Origin of the sequence: Streptomyces bullii (assembly GCF_042657145.1) — a bacterium.
GTDB lineage: Bacteria > Actinomycetota > Actinomycetes > Streptomycetales > Streptomycetaceae > Streptomyces > Streptomyces bullii.
This window is the reverse complement of the sequence record NZ_JBHSNY010000004.1, coordinates 58,034-82,205: the sequence shown is the minus strand read 5'-3', so window position 1 is coordinate 82,205 and position 24,172 is coordinate 58,034. Positions and strand designations below refer to the sequence as shown.

Annotated in this window: 16 protein-coding genes and 1 pseudogene; 5 read left to right on the top strand and 12 right to left on the bottom strand. The window is 70.6% G+C overall.

The genetic code is table 11. The features are described 5' to 3' along the window. The first annotated feature begins 174 nt into the window (after positions 1 to 174). Both ACFPZJ_RS11725 and ACFPZJ_RS11720 read left to right on the top strand, forming a co-directional pair. Positions 175 to 2,340 (top strand): RecQ family ATP-dependent DNA helicase, encoded by a 2,166-nt coding sequence (locus ACFPZJ_RS11725; protein WP_381020286.1) that lies wholly within the window; start codon positions 175 to 177, stop codon positions 2,338 to 2,340. 335 nt (positions 2,341 to 2,675) lie between these two features. After that, entirely contained in the window at positions 2,676 to 3,290 is a 615-nt protein-coding gene (locus ACFPZJ_RS11720) for a hypothetical protein (protein ID WP_381020284.1), read from the top strand. Between the two features lie 360 nt (positions 3,291 to 3,650). Here the strand turns inward: ACFPZJ_RS11720 and ACFPZJ_RS11715 are convergent, their stop codons facing one another. The 3 genes from ACFPZJ_RS11715 to ACFPZJ_RS11705 all read right to left on the bottom strand — a co-directional run bounded on the left by ACFPZJ_RS11715 (position 3,651) and on the right by ACFPZJ_RS11705 (position 5,761). Then, entirely contained in the window at positions 3,651 to 4,286 is a 636-nt protein-coding gene (locus ACFPZJ_RS11715) for a hypothetical protein (RefSeq protein ID WP_381020282.1), read from the bottom strand. A 68-nt stretch (positions 4,287 to 4,354) separates the two neighbouring features. After that, on the bottom strand, positions 4,355 to 5,056 hold the full coding sequence (locus ACFPZJ_RS11710; RefSeq protein WP_381020281.1) for a ribonuclease HII: 702 nt from the start codon (positions 5,054 to 5,056) through the stop codon (positions 4,355 to 4,357). Between the two features lie 81 nt (positions 5,057 to 5,137). Continuing rightward, positions 5,138 to 5,761, bottom strand: coding sequence for a TetR/AcrR family transcriptional regulator (locus ACFPZJ_RS11705; protein WP_381020279.1), 624 nt, complete (start codon positions 5,759 to 5,761; stop codon positions 5,138 to 5,140). Positions 5,762 to 5,944: 183 nt separating this feature from the next. Here ACFPZJ_RS11705 and ACFPZJ_RS11700 point away from each other — a divergent pair. After that, positions 5,945 to 7,425, top strand: a pseudogene (locus tag ACFPZJ_RS11700) (MFS transporter). A gap of 464 nt (positions 7,426 to 7,889) precedes the next feature. Here ACFPZJ_RS11700 and ACFPZJ_RS11695 read toward each other — a convergent pair. From ACFPZJ_RS11695 to ACFPZJ_RS11685, 3 genes are all read right to left on the bottom strand, one after another. After that, positions 7,890 to 8,798: an ADP-ribosylglycohydrolase family protein gene (locus ACFPZJ_RS11695; RefSeq protein ID WP_381020277.1), complete on the bottom strand. Its 909-nt coding sequence runs from the start codon at positions 8,796 to 8,798 to the stop codon at positions 7,890 to 7,892. 12 nt (positions 8,799 to 8,810) lie between these two features. Next, on the bottom strand, positions 8,811 to 9,470 hold the full coding sequence (locus ACFPZJ_RS11690) for a histidine phosphatase family protein (RefSeq protein WP_381020275.1): 660 nt from the start codon (positions 9,468 to 9,470) through the stop codon (positions 8,811 to 8,813). A gap of 129 nt (positions 9,471 to 9,599) precedes the next feature. Beyond that, positions 9,600 to 10,205 carry a YdbC family protein gene (locus ACFPZJ_RS11685; RefSeq protein ID WP_381020273.1) on the bottom strand — a complete coding sequence of 202 codons (606 nt, stop codon included), beginning with the start codon at positions 10,203 to 10,205 and terminating at the stop codon, positions 9,600 to 9,602. A 154-nt stretch (positions 10,206 to 10,359) separates the two neighbouring features. Between ACFPZJ_RS11685 and ACFPZJ_RS11680 the strand changes: the two genes are divergently transcribed. Then, positions 10,360 to 10,890 carry a TerD family protein gene (locus ACFPZJ_RS11680; protein ID WP_381020271.1) on the top strand — a complete coding sequence of 177 codons (531 nt, stop codon included), beginning with the start codon at positions 10,360 to 10,362 and terminating at the stop codon, positions 10,888 to 10,890. Positions 10,891 to 11,117: 227 nt separating this feature from the next. On the opposite strand, the gene ACFPZJ_RS11675 is transcribed toward ACFPZJ_RS11680, so the two are convergent. Continuing rightward, a complete protein-coding gene (locus ACFPZJ_RS11675; protein WP_381020269.1) occupies positions 11,118 to 14,009 on the bottom strand; it encodes a vitamin B12-dependent ribonucleotide reductase in 2,892 nt (963 codons plus the stop codon). A 165-nt stretch (positions 14,010 to 14,174) separates the two neighbouring features. Continuing rightward, the gene (nrdR, locus tag ACFPZJ_RS11670; protein WP_381020267.1) at positions 14,175 to 14,735 is read right to left on the bottom strand and encodes a transcriptional regulator NrdR; all 561 of its coding nucleotides are present in this window, start codon (positions 14,733 to 14,735) and stop codon (positions 14,175 to 14,177) included. Between the two features lie 581 nt (positions 14,736 to 15,316). Between nrdR and lexA the strand changes: the two genes are divergently transcribed. Next, complete coding sequence (gene lexA, locus ACFPZJ_RS11665) at positions 15,317 to 16,096, top strand: transcriptional repressor LexA (protein WP_210589133.1); 780 nt, start codon at positions 15,317 to 15,319, stop codon at positions 16,094 to 16,096. A 207-nt stretch (positions 16,097 to 16,303) separates the two neighbouring features. Here lexA and ACFPZJ_RS11660 read toward each other — a convergent pair whose 3' ends face one another. The 4 genes from ACFPZJ_RS11660 to ACFPZJ_RS11645 all read right to left on the bottom strand — a co-directional run bounded on the left by ACFPZJ_RS11660 (position 16,304) and on the right by ACFPZJ_RS11645 (position 23,694). After that, positions 16,304 to 18,283, bottom strand: a complete 1,980-nt coding sequence (locus ACFPZJ_RS11660; RefSeq protein WP_381020264.1) for an ATP-dependent DNA helicase — start codon at positions 18,281 to 18,283, stop codon at positions 16,304 to 16,306. A gap of 358 nt (positions 18,284 to 18,641) precedes the next feature. Continuing rightward, positions 18,642 to 19,565: a GNAT family N-acetyltransferase gene (locus ACFPZJ_RS11655; protein WP_381020262.1), complete on the bottom strand. Its 924-nt coding sequence runs from the start codon at positions 19,563 to 19,565 to the stop codon at positions 18,642 to 18,644. Between the two features lie 81 nt (positions 19,566 to 19,646). After that, on the bottom strand, positions 19,647 to 21,755 hold the full coding sequence (locus ACFPZJ_RS11650; protein ID WP_381020260.1) for an IucA/IucC family protein: 2,109 nt from the start codon (positions 21,753 to 21,755) through the stop codon (positions 19,647 to 19,649). Positions 21,756 to 21,936: 181 nt separating this feature from the next. Further along, positions 21,937 to 23,694, bottom strand: coding sequence for a diaminobutyrate--2-oxoglutarate transaminase family protein (locus tag ACFPZJ_RS11645; RefSeq protein WP_381020258.1), 1,758 nt, complete (start codon positions 23,692 to 23,694; stop codon positions 21,937 to 21,939). Positions 23,695 to 24,172 lie beyond the last annotated feature (478 nt).

Genomic DNA, 24,172 nt, shown 5'->3' with positions numbered 1-24,172 from the left:
CGGCGAGGTTCCGGTTGCGCCTGTGGATAAGTCCGAGCAGGGACACGTCATCACCGGAGTCGGCAGGCGCCGAGCTGGTGCATCCGGCGCCTGGCAGCCGCACGTCCCCTCTCATCGCGCCCGCCGCGTGCTCCGCCGCCGCGACTGTCAGTGCCGTCCTGTTGTATGGAACGCATGGAGCACACGAGCAACGCGGAACTCCGGTCGGCCGCCGACGCGGTCCTCGCCCGCCTCGTCGGAGACGACTCCGGCACGGCCCGGCTGCGCGAGGACCAGTGGCGGGCGATCGAGGCGCTGGTCGCCGAGCGGCGGCGGGCCCTGGTCGTCCAGCGCACGGGCTGGGGCAAGTCCGCGGTGTACTTCGTGGCGACCTCGCTGCTGCGGGCCCGGGGCAGCGGCCCCACGGTGATCGTCTCCCCGCTGCTCGCGCTCATGCGCAACCAGGTCGAGGCGGCGGCCCGGGCCGGCATCCACGCCCGGACCATCAACTCCTCCAACACCGAGGAGTGGGAGGCCGTCCAGGCCGAGATCTCCGCCGGGAAGGTCGACGTTCTCCTCGTCAGCCCGGAACGGCTCAACAACCCGGACTTCCGTGACCAGGTGCTGCCCAGGCTCGCCGCCGCCACCGGGCTGCTCGTGGTGGACGAGGCCCACTGCATCTCCGACTGGGGCCACGACTTCCGCCCGGACTACCGGCGGCTGCGGACCATGCTCGGTGATCTCCCGGCCGGCGTGCCCGTGCTGGCGACCACCGCCACCGCCAACGCGCGCGTGACCGCCGACGTCGCGGAGCAGTTGGGTACCGGCGGGGCCTCAGATGCCCTGGTGCTGCGCGGCCCGCTGGACCGCGAGAGCCTGAGCCTGAGCGTGCTGCGGCTGCCGGACGCCGCGCACCGGATGGCCTGGCTCGCCGACCACCTCGACGAACTGCCCGGCTCCGGGATCATCTACACGCTCACCGTGGCCGCCGCCGAGGAGGTCACGGCGTTCCTGCGGCAGCGCGGGCACACGGTCGCCGCGTACACGGGCCGGACGGAGAACGCCGACCGGCAGCAAGCCGAGGAGGACCTGCTCGCCAACAAGGTGAAGGCCCTGGTCGCCACCTCCGCGCTAGGCATGGGCTTCGACAAACCCGACCTGGGCTTCGTGGTTCACCTGGGCTCACCGTCCTCCCCCATCGCCTACTACCAGCAGGTCGGCCGCGCGGGACGCGGTGTGGAACACGCCGAGGTGCTGCTCCTGCCGGGCAAGGAGGACGAGGCGATCTGGGAGTACTTCGCGTCGCTGGCCTTCCCGTCGGAGGATCTGGTGCGCCGCACCCTGGACATCCTCGCGCGCGCGGAGGGGCCCATGTCGCTGCCCGCCCTGGAACCGCTCGTGGAGCTGCGCCGCTCCCGTCTGGAGACCATGCTCAAGGTCCTCGACGTGGACGGGGCGGTCAAGCGGGTCAAGGGCGGCTGGATCGCGACCGGGCAGCCGTGGACGTACGACGCGGAGCGGTACGAGTGGGTGGCGCGGCAGCGCAGGGCCGAGCAGCAGGCGATGCGCGAGTACGCGGCGACGACGGACTGCCGGATGGAGTACTTGCAGCGCCAGCTGGACGACGAGGGCGCCAAGCCGTGCGGCCGCTGCGACAACTGCGCGGGCGCGCGCTTCACCGCCGACGCCTCCCAGGACGCCCTGGCCGCGGCGCGCGTGGACCTGGGCCGCGCGGGCGTCGAGGTCGAGCCCCGCCGGATGTGGCCCACCGGGCTTCCCGCGATCGGCGTCGACCTCAAGGGGCGTATCCCGGCCGGGGAACAGGCCGCTTCCGGGCGGGCGTTGGGGCGTCTGTCGGACATCGGCTGGGGCAACCGGCTGCGGCCGATGTTCGCCCCCCACGCACCGGACGGGCCGGTGCCGGACGATGTGGCCAAGGCCGTGGTGGGCGTGCTCGCCGACTGGGCCAAGGGGCCCGGTGGCTGGGCTTCGGCAGCCCTGGACGCCCCGCGGCGTCCGGTGGGCGTGGTCACCGTTGCCTCGCGCACGCGACCCCGACTGGTGCACTCGCTGGGGGCGCACATCGCCGAGGTAGGAAGGCTGCCACTGCTGGGGTCCGTCGAGTACACGGGCGACGCCGCTCCGGTCCCCCGGAGCAACAGCGCCCAGCGTCTGAAGGCGCTCGACGGGGCGCTGACCGTGCCGCCGGCCCTCGCCTCCGCCCTGGCAGAGGCACCGGGCCCGGTCCTCCTCGTGGACGACTACACGGAGACCGGCTGGACCCTCGCGGTCGCAGCCCGCATGCTCCGCAGGGCCGGTGCGCAAGGTGTGTTGCCGCTGGTACTGGCGGTGCAGACCTGAGACGGCTGCCCGGGCGCCCCCCTTTACGCGAAGGGTTGGCGGCGGAGTCGGCGGCGCACACCTCTGGACAGCGGACGTCTCGCTGACGTACGAACGTGTCGCGCTCGAACGCGCCATGCGTCGCCGGGCGACGCGCCGGGTGGGGATATAAGCCGCGGATCATCGGATACCGGTCGGCTGCCCCAATTGCTCGTTGCCGCATCCAAGTTCGACAGGAAGAATTGAAGTCCGCTCCCGCACAGCTCGTCCGCTGCTTCGGTAGGGCTTCGCTGCGGTGCGCGCTCCCCTGAATCCGACCCCGCCCGCTGTGTGGGCGCGTAGCCGAAGGGAGGACCGTGACCTTCGGATTCGCTCCGTCCTCGGCGGCATCGCTGTCGACGTCCGCCGCTTCCGCCAACCGTGTGCTCGAACCCGCGGAGTGGGCCGCCGCCGGGATCCCGCTGCTGCGCAACCCCCGGGAGGTCGTCAGCGGACTGCACGCCCGGCACCAGCCCAGGCCGGCGACGGCGGTCGTGGCCGTCCTGGACCCGGACGATCGGCTGCGGGCGAGTGCCTCGTTCACCCGCCGCCCGGCACCGGCCGACGGCTGGATGTTCCGCAACGTGCTGCTGGCCCAGTTGCGCCGGGTCATCCCGCACGATCTGCGGCGCCGCACACCGGTGCGCACGGCCGTGCTGCTCTACTGCCGTGAGGGCGACGCGCGCTGGACGGAGGAGGACGGCGCGTGGATGTGGGGCCTGCGGGACGCCTGCACACTGCACGGGTTGCGCTGCGGGGCGTACATCACCCTGACCCGTGACGGTTGGCAGGTCCTCGGCGAGGGCCGGGGCGGACGTCGCCCCAGCGCGGACTCGCCCCGGGAACCGTTCGCCACGTCTGAGGCGCCTCCTCCGCTGCCCCGCACCGGCGGCGTCGCATCGGACGTCCTGCGCCGCGCGGCGGCGCGCTGACCAGCCGCCACGACGAAGCCCTCGGCACGTCCCCGCTAGCAGGGCGTACGGCCCGTCCGTACGGCGGCCGGGACCAGCCGGGAGGCAAGCGGGCCCGCGCCTCGCGCAGCGAAACCAGCGACGCGCCCGGTGCCCGCTGTCCCGTGCATGACACCACCGTGCCTGAGTCGCCCGCCTGTCGATGGACAGCAGGCGCACAGCCCTTGCCGACCGTGGTGCAAAAGCAGGCTCGCCCGACCGGGGCAAGCGCAGGCCGACCGCTGCGGACCCTCCGTACACGTCAAGGCACCACGGCGCAGACGCCACCACCGCGGCGTCTGCGGTGACCCCCTGGCGTCCCCCGGACGCCACCGCGTCGGCTCAGACGCCCGCGCCCAGCACCGAGTTGATCTGCTTCGGATCACCGCAGACGATCAACAGGGCGCCGGCCCGGGAGTGAGCCAGGGACAGGGCACTGGCAGCCGCGCCCTCCCCACCGCCGTTGACGGCCACCACGACGACGGGCCGCGAGGCGGCACGGCCCGCGACGGCGGCGTCCGCGTAGAAGACGTCGTCGCCGGCGTCGTGCTGGGCCCAGTAGGAGGCCTCACCGAACGACAGCTCGTGAGCTGCCCACGGGTGCGGCTCGCCCGTGGTGATCACCAGCACGTCACCGGGGGCCCTGCCCGAGTCCAGGAGCAGGTCCACGGCTTCCTCGGCGGCGTCGAGCGCGCCCTGGGCCGAGGCCGGGATCAGCTGGATCTGCGGGGTTGCCGAAGCGGTGGCGGCAGGAGCGGCCGGGCCCGACGGCCCGGGCTTGACGGCGGCCACGTCACGGGGCGTACGTTGCACCGGCGGCGCGGGCCGGAGAGGTCCGGGACGACCGGGACGCGACGGAGCCGCGGGACGGGGGCCTGGTACAGGACGGGGGGTCGGCGCGGTGCGGCCACTGGCCGGGGTGGCGCGGGGACCCTGGGCACTCTCGTGAATCTGAGGCTCCTCGGGAATGAGAGGCATGGGTTGATGTTTATCAAACGTTGGTACGGCTCGCGTCGGCGGGTGGCACCTGCACGCATGCGGAACCGTCAGAAATCGAAGCCGAGCTGACCCTCGATTTCCGGAACACTTCCTTCCGTCCAGCTGCGGACCTTCTTGAGGTGCCGCCACCGGGGCAGCGCATCAAGATACGCCCACGACAACCGGTGGTACGGGGTGGGGCCCCGTTCCGCCAGTGCGGCCTTGTGCACGGGCGACGGATACCCGGCGTTGTCCGCGAAACCGAAGTCTGCATGGTCGATACCCAGTTCGGCCATCATTTTGTCGCGCTGAACCTTGGCGATCACCGACGCCGCCGCGACCGCCACGCACGACTGGTCACCCTTGATCACCGTACGGACCCTCCACGGCGCCCCGAGGTAGTCGTGCTTGCCGTCGAGAATGACCGCGTCCGGGCGTACCGGCAGGGCCTCGAGAGCACGCACCGCCGCGAGGCGCAGGGCGGCCGTCATACCCAGGTCGTCGATCTCCTCCGGAGAGGCGTGCCCCAAGGCGTACGACGTCACCCACGTCCGCAGTTCCTCGGCGAGCGCGGTGCGCCGCTTGAGGGTGAGCAGCTTGGAGTCGGTGAGACCCACGGGGGGCCGACGCAGACCGGTGATCGCCGCGCAGACGGTGACGGGGCCGGCCCACGCACCGCGCCCCACCTCGTCGACACCGGCAATGATCTTCGCTCCGGTCGTGGCGCGGAGGGAGCGCTCGACGGTGTGAGTAGGTGGTTCGTACGGCATGGCGCCCTTAGATTACGCCGCCCGGCACCGTCCGCGACACCCTGGTTTCCCGGAGCGACTCAACGCCCCGCGCACGTACGCTCAGGCAGTGTCCGGCCGTAGCAGCGGAAGCATGAGCTGGTCGACCATCTCTTCGAGATCTTCGTTGCTCCATTCACTTCCGCGCATCTTCGCGCGGTACATCATCATCGCCGGAACGGCGTCGAAGACGTAGCCGTTGTCCGCGTCCGGTCTCACTTCACCACGCCGGATGCCACGCATGATGACGTCACGGAGGAGCTTGACGATAGGCCCCACGACCCCCTCGAAGATCACATCATGAAAGCGCTCCACCTGCGTCGGATCGCATTCGTGAATGACCGCCCGGAGGGCGAATCCGGGCCGGGAATAGAGGGCGTCGCGCGCCTGCCGGCACAGTGCGAACAGATCCTCGCGCACGCCGCCGAGGTCGGGAGCCTCCTCGAAGCGGGGCAGACCGGCCTGCAGGGCGTCCGCGACGAGGTCCTCCTTGGACGGCCAGCGCCGGTAGACGGCGGCCTTGCCGGTCTGGGCACCGGCGGCGACGCCCTCCATCGTGAGGCCGTTCCATCCGACCGTGCTCAACTGCTCCAACGCGGCGTCGAGGATCGCGCGTTCGAGCACGGCACCGCGCCGACGGGGAGTGGCCGCCCGAGCGGGGGCAGCCGTCCAGCGCGAGGTCACCATCAGTGTCTCCAGCAAACAGGGGAAGCGGGGATTCCGGGGACGGGGTCTTGTCATACGGCAGCAAAGCGGGCTCGGCACACTGCGACCTTTTAAGTGAACGCTTGCGTTCACTACTGGGGACTCACTACCGTCGACGCGTTAGTGAACGCGAGCGTTCACTAACGCTTGTGTGGGGGACCCATAGTGACAACCTCTCAGTTGACGAAGGACCAGAAACCAGGTGTGGCACGCCGGGAGGGGCATCCCGGCATCGCGCTCACCGTCATCGCGGCCTGCCAACTCATGGTGGTACTCGACGCGACGATTGTGAACATCGCGCTCCCGCACATTCAAGCAGCGCTCCAGTTCAGCACCACCGACCTCACCTGGGTCGTCAGCTCCTACACGCTCACCTTCGGCGGTCTGCTGCTCCTGGGCGGCCGAGCCGGTGACATCCTCGGCCGCCGCCGGGTCTTCATGACCGGCATCCTGCTGTTCACGCTCGCCTCGCTGCTCGGCGGTCTCGCCCAGGAGCCCTGGCAGCTGCTGGCCGCACGCGTACTGCAGGGTATGGGCGGAGCGATCGCGTCGCCCACGGCGCTGGCGCTCATCACCACCACCTTCGCGGAAGGGCCGGAGCGCAACAGGGCCTTCGGTGTCTTCGCCGCCGTCTCGGCGGGCGGCGGTGCCATCGGCCTGCTCGCGGGCGGCATGCTCACCGAGTGGCTCGACTGGCGGTGGGTGCTCTTCGTCAATGTTCCGATCGGCGTACTGATCGCCGTCCTCGCACCGCTGTACATCAACGAGTCCGAACGGCACACCGGCCGCTTCGACGTTCTGGGCGCGGTGACCTCGACTGCGGGTATGGCGTCCCTCGTCTACGGCTTCATCCGCGCGGCGGAGGAGGGCTGGCGGGACGGCCTGACCATCGGTTCGTTCGCCGCCGCGGTGGTCCTGCTGCTGGCCTTCTCGGTCATCGAGTCCCGGACCAAGGAACCGATCACACCGCTGAGGATGTTCGCCGACCGCAACCGCTCGGGTACGTACCTGATCATGCTGAGCCTGGCCGCGGCGATGTTCGGCATGTTCTTCTACATCGTGCTCTTCGTGCAGAACGTGCTGGGATACAGCGCGATCGAGGCGGGGCTCGCCTTCCTTCCGGTGACGGTCGTGATCGCCCTCGGCGCGGGCCTGTCCCAGCGGTTCCTGCCGGTTCTGGGCCCCAAGCCGTTCATGCTTGCGGGCTCCGCGCTGGTCGTGCTCGGGCTGGCCTGGCAGACCCTGCTCAGTTCCGACAGCTCGTACGCCGGCGGAGTGCTCGGCCCGATGCTGCTCTTCGGCTTCGGCATGGGTCCGGGCTGCTGAACACCACGCAGCAGGTGGGCGGGGCGCTCGGCCTGTCCATTCTGACGACTGTGTTCGGCACGGCCAGCAGGGAGGAGGCCGACCGGCAACTGCCGGCGTTCATGGCCGACGGCTCGGCGGAGCAGAAGGCGGAGTTCGCCAGGACGCACCAGCTGCCCGCCCCCTGGGGGCACGAGGTGCTCGCCCAGGGCATCTCCACGGCCTTCGTCCCGGGTGTCGCGATGGCCCTGCTCGCCCTGGTCACCGCCTGGCTGGTGATCCGGGTCCGCAAGAGCGACCTGGAGGCGCTCTCCGGGTCGGCCGGACCGGGAATGGGCTGACGGCGGCGCACCGTGTGACGGTGGCGCATCGCGGGTGGGCCCCGGCGGTTCATCGGCAGGCGCGACGGGAATCTGTCGGCGGCTGCCGGGGCGACCCGCCACGGGCCGCGGACGGCCAGGCCAACCCATGGGGACTGACGATCCTCGCAGGTCGAGCGGCCCTCGAAGGTCGAGCGACCCTCGGAGCACGAATGGCCCCCACCCGAGGACCAACGGCCACCTGAGGGCGAACGGCCTCAAGGCGATCAACACCGAGGACGACAGTCGGGCCCTCCGCGCGCACCCCAGGCACGCCACTGCGCCCCACGAGGTGAGCAGAACAACGACCAGCACCTCCACGATCCCCCTGTCGCGCTCCCGCATGCGCCGCACACGTGTGTGCCCTCCCGGCTCACACAGCGGTTGTCACGACAACGCACGACCGGTCACGGAGAGTTCCCGATACGCACAGAGAGTTGCAGCGGCTAGGCCATGGCGGGCACCCACACCGGCAGCGCTTCCGTCCGCTCCACCCACTCGGCAGGCGGAGCCCCGGCCTTTCCGGAGGCGATCACTCCGCCCACGATGGCGCAGGTCGTGTCCACGTCCCCGCCGACCTGAGCGGTCGTCCAGAACGCCTGCTCGTAGTCACCGAGGGCTCGGGCCGCCGACCAGAGCGCGAACGGCACCGTGTCGTGGGCCGTCGTACGCCGCCCGCAGCCCAGCACGGCCGCGACGGTCGCCGCGTCGGCGTAGTCGAGCATGTCCCGGGCCCGGCGCAGCCCCGCGCCGACCGCGCTCCTCGCGGGAACCAGCGCGATGACCCCGTCGAGCAGGGCTTCGCCCCCGGGCGGCCCGCCCGGAGCGTCGGCGAAGGCGGCGGCCGCTGCGACGGCCATGGCTCCGACCACGGCCTCACGATGCTGGTGGGTGGGATAGGCCGAGATCTCCGCCTGGTGGGTCGCCTGCTCGGGATCGTCCGCGTACCAGGCACCCAGGGGCGCGATCCGCATCGCGGCGCCGTTGCCCCAGGAACCCTGTCCGTTGAAGAGCGCGGCGGCGAGTTCGCGCCAGTCGCCGCCCTCCCGCACCAGGCGCAGCAGGCGGTTCACCGCCGGGCCGTAGCCCCGGTCGAAGTCGTGGTGCTGGGCGAAGGACTGCGCCAGGGCGTCCTGGTCGATGCGGCGGTGGGCTGCCAGCACGGCGACGATCGAGCAAGCCATCTCCGTGTCGTCGGTCCACTGCCAGGGGCCGGACGGCAGCTCGCGGCGCTTGAGCAGTGGGTAGTTCACCGGCACGAAGAACTGAGAGCCCAGCGCGTCCCCGACCGACAGTCCACGCAGGCTGGCCAGGGCGCGGGCCACGCGCCCGTCGGAGGAGGAATCAGCGGTCATCGCCCTGCCACTCTATCCGGTGATCCCGTACGGTTCCGGATCTCGCCACCGTTCGAAGGGCCGGTCAAGCGTGTACTTGCCGTCGTCCCCCAGAACGAGCATCCGCATTTCCGCGTTCCCGGGGTTCGACAGCGACTCGAACTCCGCCACCGTCCAGTGGAACCAGCGCATGCAGAACAGCCGCATCGCCAGGCCGTGGGTGACCAGGAGGACGTTCGGCGGATGGTCGGGGGCCTCGAAACTGCGGAAGAGGCTCTCCAGGAAGTTGCCGACCCGGTCGTAGACGTCGGCACCCGACTCGCCCTGCGCGAAGCGGTAGAAGAAGTGGCCGTACGCGTCCCGGTAGGCCTTCTGCAGGCGCACGTCGTCCCTGTCCTGCCAGTTGCCCCAGTCCTGCTCGCGCAGCCGCGGCTCCTCGCGCACCCGTATGAGCTCGGGGTCGAGGTGGAAGGCGCGCAGTGTCTCGTGCGTACGGCGGTACGGGGAGACGTACACACTGACGCGTTCCCGGCCGAACAGCTCGCGCAGTCTCTTGCCCGTCTCCTCGGCCTGCCGCCAGCCCCGCTCGGTCAGGGCTAGCGCGTGGTCGGGCTCGCGCTCGTACACGGAGTCATCAACATTGCCCGTTGACTCGCCGTGCCGGACAAGGACGATGCGCCGTGGTCGTGCCATGCCAGAACCCTAGATCGAGGTACGCCATGCCCAGCACGCGGACGGGCGCCAAAGGGCACAGGTCACACACATCCTGCACCACTTGCCACACAGGCACACACGCGCAGCGGCTCGGCCGTGCGTCCGAAGTCACACCGTCCAGGCCGGTTCCAGCTCCACGATGTCACCCGTGAGGGCCGCTATGTCGGCCTCCGTCTGCGCGCGGAGAGCCAGCCGCTCCACGCGTTCGGTGCGGTACTTGCCGTGCTCGGCGGCCGACCGCCACATCGACAGGACCAGGAACTCGTTGCCGGGCGCTTCCCCGAAGAGCCCGCGGATCATGCCGGGCGAGCCGGCCATCGCCGGGTTCCAGACCTTTTCCTGCATCAGGACGAAATGGTCGGCCCGCTCCTCGTGGACGCGGCACAGCGCGACCCGCAGGAGGTCGGCGTCCGTGAAGCGCGGTTCGAAGCCGGTCTTCACATCGAAACGGTGGTCGAAGAGTCTGACCTGGGTGTCCTTGAAGGTGCCCGACTGGGCGGACGCGAGCCGGTCGTGGGAGCGCGCCATGAAGGAGTCGTAGAAAGCGCGGCTCTCCCAGAAGGAGAAGATGTGCGCCACGTCCGGCCGACCCCGGCTCCAGCCGCCCCCCTGCCCGCGAAAACCCGGCTCCCCCAGAAGCCCCGCCCACTTTCGCTGCCCCCGCTCGAAACCGCGGCGGTCCACCACGGTGCAGCGAATCCACTTGACCAGCACCGCGCCATGGTAAGGCCACGGAGCGTGGCGCCGGTCACCCTCGGGAGGACAACTGCCCCGCACGCGCACACGCGCGCGTGGCAGGATGGACAACCAGTCATCACTGCCCGGCAGTTGGGTGACCGGCAGGGCGGTACGGGGAAGGGGAAGTCTGGTGAACGGCCTCAACAAGGGGATGCGCAAGGTCGAGGTCGCCGTGCGATGGGACCCCAGTCCGGCGGGGCAGGCGCCCACCGACCTCGATCTGCTCGCCGCGACCTACCTGGCGAGCGATCCGTATGGCGACCCGGTCTATGTGGTGCACCACGGCAGCCGCGCACCCGACGGCACGATCACGCTGAACCGGGACAGCAAGGACGGTCAGGGGTTCGGCTACGACGAGGTCATGACGCTCGAACTCGACCGGCTCGACGCCCGCTACGCGCGCGTGGTGGTGGGTGTCGCCATCCAGCAGCACCCCGCGCTGCGCGACTTCGGCAGCGTAACCAATCCGGGACTGCGCATCCGCGAGGGGTACACGGTCCTGACCCAGGACGACTTCGGCGGCGTCCTCGGGGCCACGGCGGCGACGGTCGCGGAGTTCGTCCGGGACGGTTCCGGCCCGTGGGAGTTCCGTCCGGGCGTCCACGGCTTCGACGGCGATCCGGCAAGCTTCGCCAGGACGATGGGCGCGGCACGCCGCTGAGCCGGCGAGCCGGTGACGGCCTCTTCTGAGGGTGGGACAGCTGAGCCCGGGCTGGTCGACGGCCACTGGGCCGAGCTCCCGCCCCCTGGAGAACCTGGCGGCGCGGTCCGCACGACATCGTTGACCAGCGTGGCCCTCATGAGGCCCGCAGACGCCGAGGGCGGTGGCGCCGGGAAACCGGCTCCACCGCCCTGACCAGCTAGGTCACACCCGGAGGGTGCCTCGCATCAGCTGCAGCCGCTCGTCGAGCCGCAGCCCTCGCAGATGTAGCAGGATCCGGCGCGCTGCATCTTCGTGCCGCAGGAGAAGCACAGCGGGGCGTCGGCCTGGATGCCCAGCTGCATCTCCACCAGTTCGGCGCTGGTGTGCGCCTGCTGCGGGGCGGGCTTGACCACCTCGGACTCGGCCTTCGGCGTGGCGACGGCCTTCAGTTCCTGGGCGCGCGGCGCCGACTGGGCCAGGCCCTCGACGTCGACCTCGTCATCGTCGATGGACTGCTCGTACGAACCGGTCTCCAGGTGACGCTGACGCTCCTCGGCGGAGTGGATGCCGAGCGCGGAGCGGGTCTCGAAGGGCAGGAAGTCCAGCGCCAGGCGGCGGAAGATGTAGTCGACGATCGACTGCGCCATCCGCACGTCCGGGTCGTCCGTCATGCCGGCCGGCTCGAAGCGCATGTTCGTGAACTTGGAGACGTACGTCTCCAGCGGCACGCCGTACTGCAGGCCGACGGAGACCGCGATGGAGAAGGCGTCCATCATGCCCGCGAGGGTCGAGCCCTGCTTGGACATCTTCAGGAAGACCTCGCCGAGACCGTCGTCCGGGTAGGAGTTGGCGGTCATGTAGCCCTCGGCGCCGCCGACGGTGAAGGACGTGGTGATGCCGGGACGTCCCTTCGGGAGGCGCTTGCGGACCGGGCGGTACTCGACGACCTTCTCGACCTTGGTCTCGACGGCGGGCTGCTCCTCGGCCTTCTTCTCCTCCTCCTTCTTCTTGGCGGAGAGAGGCTGGCCGACCTTGCAGTTGTCGCGGTAGATGGCGAGCGCCTTGACGCCCAGCTTCCAGGCCTCGAAGTAGATCTCCTCGACCTCCTCGACGGTCGCCGTCTCCGGCATGTTGACCGTCTTGGAGATGGCGCCGGAGATCCACGGCTGGATCGCGGCCATCATGCGCACGTGGCCCATCGGGGAGATGGCCCGCTCACCCATGGCGCAGTCGAACACCTCGTAGTGCTCCGGCTTGAGGCCGGGGGCGTCGATCACATTGCCGTGCTCGGCGATGTGGGCGACGATCGCCTCGATCTGCTCCTCCTGGTAGCCCAGGCGGCGCAAGGCCTGCGGAACGGTGCCGTTGACGATCTGCATCGAGCCGCCGCCGACCAGCTTCTTGAACTTCACCAGGGCGAGGTCCGGCTCGACACCGGTGGTGTCGCAGCCCATGGCGAGACCGATGGTGCCGGTCGGGGCGAGGACGGACGCCTGGGAGTTACGGAAACCGTTCTTCTCGCCGAGGCGCAGCACGTCCTGCCAGGCCTCGGTGGCGGCGGCCCACACCGGGCTGTCCAGGTCGTCCATGCGGACGGCCGTGCCGTTGGCGTCGGCGTGCTGCTTCATGACGCGCTTGTGGGCGTCGGCGTTGCGGGCATAGCCGTCGTACGGGCCGACGACCGCGGCGAGTTCGGCGGAGCGGCGGTAGGCCGTACCCGTCATCAGGGAGGTGATGGCGCCGGCCAGGGCGCGGCCGCCGTCGGAGTCGTAGGCGTGGCCGGTGGCCATCAGCAGGGCGCCGAGGTTGGCGTAGCCGATACCGAGCTGGCGGAACGCGCGCGTGTTCTCGCCGATCTTCTGGGTCGGGAAGTCCGCGAAGCAGATGGAGATGTCCATCGCGGTAATGACGAGCTCGACGACCTTCTGGAAACGCTCGGCCTCGAAGGACTGGTTGCCCTTGCCGTCGTCCTTCAGGAACTTCATCAGGTTCAGCGAGGCCAGGTTGCAGGACGTGTTGTCCAGGTGCATGTACTCGCTGCACGGGTTCGACGCGGTGATCCGGCCGGACTCGGGGCAGGTGTGCCAGTTGTTGATGGTGTCGTCGTACTGGATGCCGGGGTCGGCGCAGGCCCAGGCGGCCTCGGCGATCTTACGGAAGAGCGCCTTGGCGTCGACCTCCTCGATGACCTCGCCGGTCATCCGGGCACGCAGGCCGAACTTGCCGCCGTCCTCGACCGCCTTCATGAACTCGTCGTTCACCCGGACCGAGTTGTTGGCGTTCTGGTACTGGACGGACGTGATGTCGTCGCCGCCCAGGTCCATGTCGAAGCCCGCGTCGCGCAGGACGCGGATCTTCTCCTCTTCCTTGACCTTGGTCTCGATGAAGTCCTCGATGTCCGGGTGGTCCACGTCGAGGACGACCATCTTGGCGGCGCGGCGGGTGGCGCCACCGGACTTGATCGTTCCGGCGGAGGCGTCGGCGCCCCGCATGAAGGACACCGGGCCGGAGGCGTTGCCGCCGGAGGAGAGCAGCTCCTTGGAGGAGCGGATGCGGGAGAGGTTCAGGCCGGCACCGGAGCCGCCCTTGAAGATCATGCCCTCTTCCTTGTACCAGTCGAGGATCGACTCCATGGAGTCGTCGACGGACAGGATGAAGCAGGCGGAGACCTGCTGAGGCTGGGCCGTGCCGACGTTGAACCACACAGGGCTGTTGAAGCTGAAGATCTGGTGCAGGAGCGCGTACGCCAGCTCGTGCTCGAAGATCTCGGCGTCGGCGGGCGAGGCGAAGTACTTGTGGTCCTCACCGGCCTTCCGGTACGTCTTCACGATGCGGTCGATCAGCTGCTTGAGGCTGGTCTCGCGCTGCGGGGTGCCGACGGCACCGCGGAAGTACTTGCTGGTGACGATGTTGACCGAGTTCACCGACCAGAAGTCGGGGAACTCCACGCCGCGCTGCTCGAAGTTGACCGAGCCGTCGCGCCAGTTGGTCATGACGACGTCACGGCGCTCCCAGGCCACCTCGTCGTACGGGTGGACCCCAGGGGTGGTGTGGATGCGCTCGACACGCAGTCCCTTGCCCGCCTTGGCGCTCTTGGCACGGGAACTCCGTGCCGGACCGCTCGCCGTCTCTGTCATGCCGCCTCCCTGTACGGGCGAAAACGCCCTGAAGTGCCCCGTTGTTCCCGTGGCACGGTGTTCTGTCTGGTGTCGCGGGCACCCACTCGCATCGCCCGCGACAGGTTTTCTCCTCGCCGCCGACCGGCCGGGCCCGGGCTCTGCCGTCCGGGTCCGGCCCGCCTGTCAGTCGGCGGCGCCTGCGGGCTCGGGGACCTGAGCAGTCCCTCCGGACCCGCGGTCGTCTTCCTGGCTCCCCGCACCCGTGTCCCCGCGGTTGCCTTCGTCCGCGTCGGTGCGTCCCGTCTGTTCCCTCAGTTCCGCGATGGCCGCCTCGAAGTCCTCGAGCGAGTCGAACGCCCGGTAGACGGAGGCGAAGCGCAGATAGGCGACGAGATCGAGCTCCTGCAAGGGGCCGAGTATGGCCAGCCCCACGTCGTGGGTGGTCAGCTCGGCGCTTCCGGTGGCCCGCACCGCCTCCTCGACCCGCTGGCCGAGCTGGGCGAGCGCGTCCTCCGTGACGGGCCGTCCCTGGCACGCCTTGCGCACACCGTTGATGATCTTGGTACGACTGAAAGGCTCGGTGACTCCGGACCGCTTGACCACCATGAGCGAGCACGTCTCCACGGTCGTGAAACGACGGGAGCAGTCAGGACACTGGCGACGCCTGCGGATCGACGTGCCGTCGTCGGTCGTACGGCTGTCGACGACCCGGCTGTCGGGGTGCCTGCAGAAGGGGCAGTGCATGAACTCCAACCCTCCTCACAGCAGACTCAATAGCCTCGCTGGACCTCTTGGGCCCCACGAAGCAGCCCCAAGCATAGGCGATCGCCGTGGGCGCGGAGACCCGGGGGACCACAACTTCTGGGCTGCTGCCGCAATCCAACCACTAGATGTGGGGATTGGCTCATACATACACGCCATAGGCGCGTGTCGTCCTCAGAGACACGGGCGACACACGACCGGGAGGTGTCGGCGACGCCCGGCCGACGCGCCGCACGGGCAGACGCACGCGCGCGTGGCACAGCGACGCAGCATGCGGAGACGGCGTGAGCACCCCGGGGAGGGGACGTGCGACTCCCGCACAGATGGGGGGCGATCCACGGGGGACGGGCTGCCGGATGGCAGACTGCACCCACAAGGTCGTCGTCCCGGCGGTGAAGAGTACAGCAATGGGCTCATTTGTCCGCCGGGGACCGTGTTGGCAATACACCTGGACATGTAGTCACGTCAGGCGATTCGCGATTTTTCACTCGAACGTGTGTTTGGCGCAACCTTTCGAAAGCAACTACCGTTGTGCTGCAGGGAGACCATCGAGAGGGGCCGACGTGACCACCACCGCAGACAGTGCCACCATCACTGCCCAGGACCGCTCCCAGGGCCGACTCGAGCCGGTGCACGCGATGAACGAAGCCACGAATCCTGAGGGGCACAAGCGCTCCCTGCCGGGCCGACCTCCCGGCATCCGGGCCGACAGCTCCGGACTCACCGACCGCCAGCGCCGGGTGATCGAGGTCATCAGGGACTCCGTGCAGCGACGCGGCTACCCCCCGTCAATGCGGGAGATCGGCCAGGCGGTCGGGCTCTCCAGCACCTCCTCCGTCGCCCACCAGCTCATGGCACTGGAGCGCAAGGGCTTCCTGCGCCGCGACCCGCACCGTCCGCGCGCGTACGAGGTGCGCGGCTCCGACCAGGCCGCCTCAGTGCAGCCCACGGACACCGCGGGCAAGCCGGCCGCGTCTTACGTCCCGCTGGTCGGCCGGATCGCCGCCGGTGGCCCCATCCTCGCCGAGGAGTCCGTCGAGGACGTCTTCCCCCTCCCCCGCCAGCTCGTCGGTGACGGTGAGCTGTTCGTCCTCAAGGTCGTCGGTGACTCGATGATCGAGGCCGCGATCTGCGACGGCGACTGGGTCACGGTCCGCCGACAGCCCGTCGCCGAGAACGGCGACATCGTCGCCGCGATGCTGGACGGCGAGGCCACCGTCAAGCGCTTCAAGCGCGAGGACGGCCACGTGTGGCTCCTCCCGCACAACTCCGCCTACGAGCCGATCCCCGGCGACGACGCGACCATCCTCGGCAAGGTGGTCGCCGTTCTGCGCCGCGTCTGACACCACGGCGAGTGAGCCGAAGAGGTGACCTGTCGCCTCACAGGCGGCCGCGTGAGCAGCGGGCGGAAGACCCTCTCCGCCGCGCCCTGTGACCGGGCCCCGGGACCCCTGCGCCGGTTCCGGGGCCCTGTGCTGTCCCGACCCGGTGGCGCTGGGGCGTGGATCAAAGGGTGGCCTCTTGCGGCGCCTCGACAGGCCACCCTTTGATCACTGCTGTGCTTCCGCCTGCTGGGCCGCCGCGTCGATGGCGGCCAGCGACTTGCGAACCTGGTTACGGTCCGTCGTGAACCAGAAGTCGGGCAGGGACGCCTTCAGGTAGCTCCCGTACCGAGCGGTGGCCAGGCGCTGGTCCAGTACGGCGACCACGCCCCGGTCCCCCGACGCTCGAACGAGCCGGCCGGCGCCCTGGGCCATGAGCAGCGCGGCATGGGTGGCGGCGACCGCCATGAAGCCGTTTCCGCCCGCGTCCTCCACGGCCTTCTGCCGGGCGCTCATCAACGGGTCGTCCGGGCGCGGGAACGGGATCTTGTCCATGACGACCAGCTGACAGCTGGGTCCCGGCACGTCGACGCCCTGCCAGAGCGAGAGCGTGCCGAAGAGACAGGTCTTCGGGTCGGCCGCGAAGTTCTTGATCAGCTCACCGAGGGTCTCCTCGCCTTGCAGGAGGATCGGGTACTCCGGGATCCGGGAGCGCAGTTCCTCGGCAGCCAGCTGCGCCGCCCGCATCGAGGAGAACAGGCCCAAGGTGCGACCGCCCGCGGCCTGGATCAGCTCCGTGAGTTCGTCCAGCATGTCGGCGCGGTCGCCGTCCCGCGCCGGGCGTGACAAGTGCTTCGCCACGTACAGGATGCCCTGCTTGCGGTAGTCGAACGGCGAGCCGACGTCGATGCCCTTCCACTGGGGGAGGTCGTCGCCCTCGGTGCCTTCGGGGCCGAGGCCCAGGGACGCGCCGACGCCGTTGAAGTCGCCGCCCAGCTTCAGGGTGGCGGAGGTCAGGATGACGGAGCGGTCCGCGAAGAGCTTCTCGCGCAACAGGCCCGAGACCGACATGGGGGCGACGCGCAGGGAGGCTCCGAAGCGGTCATGGCGTTCGTACCAGACGACGTCCCACTCGGAGCCGTTCGTGATCCGTTCCGCCACATCGTGAACGGTCTCGACGGAAGCCAGCGCCTGCTTGCGGACGGCGTCCTCGTCCTGGACGGACTTGTCGCGCGTGGCGCCGATGGAGGAGATCACCGTGCGGCAGGCGTCGCGCAGTGCCATGAGCGCGTACCCGAGCTCCTCCGGGATCTCCTCGAGGCGGCCGGGGAGGGCCAGCTCCATCAGTCGTTCGAAGCCCTCGGCGGCGGTCTGGAGCTGATCGGCGGCCTTCTCGTTGACGAGCTTCGCGGCGCGGCGCACCGCGCGGTTGACCTGGCCCGGGGTGAGCTCGCCGGTGGCGACGCCGGTGACCCGGGAGACCAGTTCGTGCGCCTCGTCGACGATCAGCACCTCGTGCTGGGGCAGGACCGGGGCGCCTTCGATGGCGTCGATCGCGAGCAGCGCGTGATTGGTGACGACGACCTCCGCCAGCTTGGCGCGCTCGCGGGCCATCTCCGCGAAGCACTCGGCGCCGTACGCGCACTTCGAGGCGCCCAGGCATTCGCGGGAGGACACCGACACCTGGGACCAGGCGCGGTCCGAGACGCCCGGCGTGAGGTTGTCGCGGTCGCCGGTCTCCGTCTCGTCCGCCCAGTCGCGCAGCCGCAGCAGGTCCTGGCCGAGCTTGCTGGTGGGTGCTGCCGCCTCGAACTGGTCGAAGAGGCCTTCCTCCTCGTCCTGCGGGACGCCCTCGTGCAGGCGGTGCAGACACAGGTAGTTCGACCGGCCCTTGAGCATCGCGAACTCAGGGCGGCGGCGCAGCAGCGGGTGGAGGGCCTCCACCGTGCGCGGCAGGTCCCGCTCCACGAGCTGGCGCTGCAGGGCCAGCGTGGCGGTCGCGACGACGACCCGCTCCCCGTGAGCGAGCGCCGGCACCAGGTAGCCCAGCGACTTTCCGGTGCCGGTGCCGGCCTGGACCAGGAGATGGGAACCGTCGTCGATCGCCTCCGCGACGGCTTCGGCCATGGCCACCTGGCCGGGGCGCTCCGTGCCGCCGACGGCAGTGACGGCAGCGTGCAGGAGTTCGGGGAGTGAGGGCTTCGTCATAGCGCGACCACCCTACGGCCCAGCACTGACAAACGGGTGATCAAGGCGGGGACGAGGGGTGTGATCAAGACGGAGGGCTCCTCGGATGAGAGGCGGGGTCGGGCCAGAGCTTGCGGCGGGGTGTTCCGGCCGGGACTGACAGGCTGGTTTTGCGGCCGGGGGTGAAGGCGGGGGTTCGGTCACGGGCCGAGAGGCCGGGGTGGCGTCTCGGGGATGCGCCGTGCTCCGGGCGGGACGCGAGTGGCGGGACCGGCGGGGGTCGGAGGCCGGTGCGGGGCAACGGGAAATCCGAGCGTCGCGAGTGGGAACCGGAGGGGCGCGAGCGGTGTACCACACGTGAAAGCGAAGTGACACAGCGCTACAACACTCGGCGCAGGGACCGGTCTCGGACCATGAGGGCGGCTCGCTTGGCGGGCAGGTCGATCTCGGCGGAGAAGCGGAAACCGGCGCTCAGGAAGGCGGAAACGGAGGCGGTGTTGCGAAGGTCGGGTTCCGCGATGACGCGTGCGCAGGCGGGTCTTCTGTCGAGGGTGAGATCGGCGACGGATCTGAGCAGGGCGCTGCCGAGGCGTCGCCCTCGGTGGGCGACAGGACCGATGAGGAGGTGGATTCCGGTGTCATGAGGCCTGGCGGGATAGTGGCGGGCCAGCGGGTCGAGGTCCGCCCGGTAGATCTCCCAGTAGCTCATGGGCGTGCCGTCCAGCACACCGATGCACGGGACGCTGCGGCCGTCGCCGGCGAGTTGGGCGCGAATGTGGTCCTCGGTCACGCTGTGCGGCCCGGACAGTTCCCAGAACGCCGCGACGGCGGGGTCGTTCATCCAGCGGCTGATGAGGGGCAGATCCCGTTCCAGGCGCACGGGCACCAGGTGGAACACGCCCGCAGAGGTGGCGATCGGACCCCAGTCCGCGACGCCGTCGAGCAGGTCGTCGTCGATCGTGGCGAGGGAGGCCCGGCTGGCGAGCGTGGCCACGCTGGGCCGCGGCACGCCGTGGGACTGCCTCCGGTCACCGGCGGTGTCCGTGACACCTTTCGCGAGGACGGAGGCGGTCTCCTCCTCCGCGAAGAGGGCGATGAGTTCGTCCGGCAAGCGCAGGTCGAGTGTGTCCTCGCAGTCCGTGCGTTCGCCGGTCGCGGTCCCCGTTCCGCTCGTGCCCTTACCGGTGCTCGGGTCCCGGGCGGACTCACCGGTGCCGGGGCCCGAGCCGGCTTGCGTGTTCCTGTGGACGTCGGTGGTGGGGGCTGCGGTACCGGCGTCGGCGCTCGCGTCGTCGGGAGGCACGGCAACGCTCCTCTCAGGGGGCGGGACAGGGCATGGTCCTCAGGGATGAAGGGAGTGAACGATCTTGAGGATGCTCGGCGTTCAGCAGTGCAGGGGGTTGGCGATGGTGACGTAGACGGACTGGGTGTCGACCGGGCCGACGAGTTCGTCGAGGCCGTGGAGCCGGGTCAGCAGGTTGGCCTTGCAGCGCAGCACGGGTGAGTCGAGCAGGTGGGCGGGGAGCGAGGTGCGCAGTCGGGCGGGACCGGACGCGATCTCCCGGAGGAAGCGCCGGAACGCGGCGAGGAGCAGGCGCTCGTCGGCCAGGTGCTGGGAGCCGAACGCGCCGATGAGGCCGCACACGTTGTTGATCGCCAGGTAATAGGCGAGACGCTCGTCCGCGACGCCGTCGGCAACGAAGGTGTCGCTGTGCTCTCCGATACCGGGGAGCCGGGCGTCGAGTTCGGTGCGCCGAGACGCACGGAAGTAGTAGCCCTGGTTGTCGCGGTAGCGACCGCCCGCCGGCCAGCCGTCGGCGTCCAGGAGGAGCAGAGTGTTCTGCTGGTGGGCCTCCAGGGCGACACCCGCCTCCGCGTCCAGCCACAGCACAGGACGTACGACGTGCTCGAGGTACCGCAGGAACCACTCGGCGGCAACGGCCACGAGGGGTCGGCCGGTACGGGCGGCGAGGCGCGTGACGACCTGGGCCAACCGGGACCGCATGGCCAGGCCGTGCGGGCCGGATGTGCAGGCGGCGGTGCCCGGTCGTGCACAGGGACGCGGGGCGACGAGTCCGGCCACGCAGGAGACGTCGTCGGTGGGACTGAAGGGGTTGTGCCGGATCACCACGTCGGCTCCGGGCACGGGCTCGCCGTCCGGCCCGTCCACCGCGATCCAGGCCGGGTCGCGGACGATGTCGAAGCCCGGATGCACGGCCCGCCACTGCTGGGACAGGCCGGTCCGCAGCAGGCGGTGGACCTCGACGCCCCGGTGGAGTTCCTTGCGGAGGTTCTCACGGCAGGAGTTGGTGATGCGCAGGCCGAGCGACAGCTTGAGCATGGCGGGTGCGCCGGTGCGGTGCACGGTTCGTACGGAGGAGGTGGGGTGCCAGGGGGCGCCGTGAGCGCCGAGTTCGCGCAGCGCCCCGGCATCCAACAGCGCCGCGATCCCCGGGCGGTGCCGCAGCTCACGCAGTTGCCAGGGGTGCATCGGCAGGGCCGCGTACCCGTCCGGCAGGGGCAGTCCGCTCCCGGCGAGGCGGGCGGTGAGCTGGGGCGCGGCGACACGGCGGCCCCGTTCGGTCCAGGCGGAGTCGGTGGCCAGTGCGGAGGGGGCGACAGCCATCCAGTGCAGGGGGAAGGAGCCGTGTGATTCGGGCGAGTACGGACGGGCTTCTGCTTCGGAGAAGCCCTCGCGGCTCTTCGGGGTGGGGTGCAGCGGGTGTCCGAGGACGAGGGCCTGTTCCGCGGTCAGGAAGAGGTCTGGGCTGGAGGCCGGGTGGTCTCGGTGGTCGCTGATGAAAGTGGCGACGCGGCGGGTGGAGTCGGCGACCCGGGCGACGAGGTCGGCAGCGTCGGCGACTGCGGGGAGAGGGGTGGCTGGGGTGGGGAAGGGGGCTGTGCCCGGGGTGGGACGACCTGGGTGCCGCTCGGCGTCTGGGCCGGGGTCCGAATGCGTGGGGGTGAAACCCGGGGTCAGGAGCGAGTCGTTCGCCGCTGCCGCCCTCAGTGCGTCCGCCGCCCAGGCCTCTTGCGGACCGCTTCCCCGGGCCGGCGCCTCTCGGGTGAGCAGGGCGGCGACCGTGACCGCGTCGGCCGGTGGGGCATCGTCGGGGGCGTCGGCCAGATGCGGGAGGCCGAAGCGGTGCCAGCCTGTCGGGGACCAGTAGTGGACGGGAACCAGCAAGGCCGTTCCGCTGGCGGGGAGGGGGATGTGGAGCAGGCCGTTGTCGGGGGCGGGCAGGTCGGTCTCGCGCACCCAGCAGCGCAGGAGGGCCTCCACGGCCGCCGCTTGGGCCGCGATGTGCGGGTCGGGGTGGTCCAGGAGGTCGGTGCCGGTATCGCGCAACCGCTCCGCGCTCTGCGTTCCTCTCTTCTGGTGAGGGACCGACAGGGCCATGGGCCGGCCCGGTGCCTGCGCTCGGGGGGTGCTGGGGAGGCCGGTCCGGCTGGACGCCGAGGCGCGCTCGTCGGGCGCGGGGGTGGTGTTCAAGAGGGTTCCTCGTCGGTGGTTCAGGGTCGTGCGGTGCCGGCCGGGAAGTTGCCGGGACCAGTTCGACCGTGCGCTCAGATGTCGTGCGGAGGCGGTGTCGTTCCGCCGGAGGGAAGGTGCAGAGATGTTCCCGTCGAAGTGAAAGGGGAACGAGCTGGCGCGGCTGTGCGGGGGCCGCTGGTCACCCCGTTCGCTCGGCGTGCGTGGAAGGACGGGCTTCGCCGCGTGGCCGGCGCGGTGTGGATGGCTGGTCCTGACGGGTGTGGCTCCGGGCCACCGCCTGGACCGCGTCGGCCAGTCGGTCGAGCACCGCAGTGGCCTGCTCGTCGCTGATCGTCAGGGGTGGGAGCAGCCGGACGACACTCGCGTGGCGGCCGCCGAGTTCGACGATCAGGCCGCGCCGCAGGCACTCCTCCTGGACGGCGGCGGCGAGGCGGGGAGCGGCGGGACGAGGCCCACGCGCAGGGCCCGGCACCACTGGCAGATCGGCGCCCACGTGTCCGGCGCCGAGGGTCAACGAGGCGTCGGCTCCGGGAACCGCGGAAGGTCCCGGGCAACCCGCTCCGCCGACGGTCCCCCGAGCCACCGCCCCACCGCCCAGGGCACCGTAACCACCCGCTGGAGCCATCCGAATGCCGGGCTGGCCTCGGGAATCCGGCCCGGCCGAACCATCAACCAGGACACCGGTGGCACCGGCATTCTCCAGAGCCGCCTTCGCCCCACCACTCCGCTGATCAAGGGCACCCCTGCCGTCGACCCCCCACCCCGTGTCTCCGGGCTCCGACTCCGCATCCACGAACTCGACGCCGATCATCAGCCCGCGTCCTCGTACGTCACCGATGCCGGGGTACTGCGCTGCGAGCTCCCGGAGTTGGGTGAGCATGCGGGAGCCCAGGGTGGCCGCGCGTGCGGAGAGACGGTTTTCGCGGACGTACGCGAGGGTGGCCGTGCCCGCGGCCATGGCGAGCTGGTTGCCGCGGAACGTGCCGGCGTGGGCGCCCGGTTGCCAGACGTCGAGGTCGTCTCGGTAGACCACGACGGCAAGCGGCAGGCTGCCGCCGATGGCCTTGGACAGCACCATCACGTCGGGCGTGACGCCGCTGTGGTCCACCGCCCAGAAGGCACCGGTGCGCCCGACCCCCGTCTGGACCTCGTCGGCGATCAGCGGGATGGAGCGGGCGGCCGTGATCTGCCGCAGGCGCCGCACCCAGGCGTCCGGCGACGGAATCACCCCGCCCTCGCCCTGGACGGGTTCGACGATCACCCCGGCCGGCAGGGGCACCCCCGACTCGGGGTCGTCGAGGACGGACTCGGTCCAGCAGGCGGGGAGTTCGGCTCCGCGCTCACCTCCGACGCCGAACGGGCAGCGGTAGTCCTGCGGATAGGGCAGGCGGGCCACTCGCACGTCGTGGGCACCGCCGGACGCGTCGCACGCGCCCGCGGTCATTCCGTGGTAGGCGCCGGTGAACGCGATCATGCCGGTACGCCCGGTCGCGGCCCGGACGAGTTCGAAGGCGGCTTCCACCGCGTCGGTGCCTGCCGGTCCGCAGAACTGCACGCGCGCGCGGTCGCGGAGGCCGGACGGCAGGGTGCGGAACAGTTCGGTGAGGAAGGCGTCCTTGACGGGTGTCGCCAGGTCGAGCACGTTCAGCGGGGCGCCGGAGTCGATGACCTTGCGGATCGCCTCCAGCACGACCGGGTGGTTGTGACCGAGCGCGAGTGTTCCCGCGCCGGAGAGACAGTCCAGGTAGCGGCGGCCGTCCGCCCCCTCGATGGTCAGGCCGCGTGCCCGCACCGGCACGATCGGCAGGGCTCGGGCGTAGGTACGGGCCGCGGACTCCCGTGCGGACCGCCGTCGCAGAATGCCCTCGTGCGCGGCTCCCGGGCCACGGGGCCCCTCGTCAACGGCGCACTCGGCGACGGCCTTCGCAGACGGCACAGACGTACGCCCCACCACTCCCCGTCCTCCCACGGCCACCCCCGCGCTCTGTCAGAGGCGAGTCGGTTCGGTGTCTCGCCTGGCTACGGGCACAAGGGGCTGCCCTCGGACAGCAGACCCCCACCGCTACCAACCGCGGTCCGTTCCACGGGTTACGGGTCAAAGAGGAAGTACGCGGCCTGTCACGCGTACTCACGGCTTCCGTACCGGCACAGAAGCCCGGGCCCTCCCAGCCCGCCTCGGTGCGCGGTGCCGCGTGTGGCTCACCGCCCGGCGCGGTCACCCGCTCCTTCGGACCGGCCGCTCGACGGTAGGTGTCCGTCGATGCGCTCGCCGTGGATCGGCCTGGCGTGCCCGGCACCTCGCCGACGCGGCTTGGCCCTGCCGTACGAAAGCGGTGCGTCTGCGGATGATGTGCCAGGTCAGACGGCTTGTAGCCGAACCGTTGCCGTTCCGTCGGCACTCCCCCGCAGCGAGC

Coding starts and splice junctions, on each gene's coding strand:
- ACFPZJ_RS11675 (WP_381020269.1), bottom strand. CDS start 14,009: ATGACAGAGACGGCGAGCGGTCCGGCACGGAGTTCCCGTGCCAAGAGC.
- ACFPZJ_RS11710 (WP_381020281.1), bottom strand. CDS start 5,056: ATGCCGTACGAACCACCTACTCACACCGTCGAGCGCTCCCTCCGCGCC.
- nrdR (WP_381020267.1), bottom strand. CDS start 14,735: ATGCACTGCCCCTTCTGCAGGCACCCCGACAGCCGGGTCGTCGACAGC.
- ACFPZJ_RS11725 (WP_381020286.1), top strand. CDS start 175: ATGGAGCACACGAGCAACGCGGAACTCCGGTCGGCCGCCGACGCGGTC.
- ACFPZJ_RS11660 (WP_381020264.1), bottom strand. CDS start 18,283: ATGACGAAGCCCTCACTCCCCGAACTCCTGCACGCTGCCGTCACTGCC.
- ACFPZJ_RS11715 (WP_381020282.1), bottom strand. CDS start 4,286: ATGCCTCTCATTCCCGAGGAGCCTCAGATTCACGAGAGTGCCCAGGGT.
- ACFPZJ_RS11695 (WP_381020277.1), bottom strand. CDS start 8,798: ATGACCGCTGATTCCTCCTCCGACGGGCGCGTGGCCCGCGCCCTGGCC.
- ACFPZJ_RS11690 (WP_381020275.1), bottom strand. CDS start 9,470: ATGGCACGACCACGGCGCATCGTCCTTGTCCGGCACGGCGAGTCAACG.
- ACFPZJ_RS11705 (WP_381020279.1), bottom strand. CDS start 5,761: ATGGTGACCTCGCGCTGGACGGCTGCCCCCGCTCGGGCGGCCACTCCC.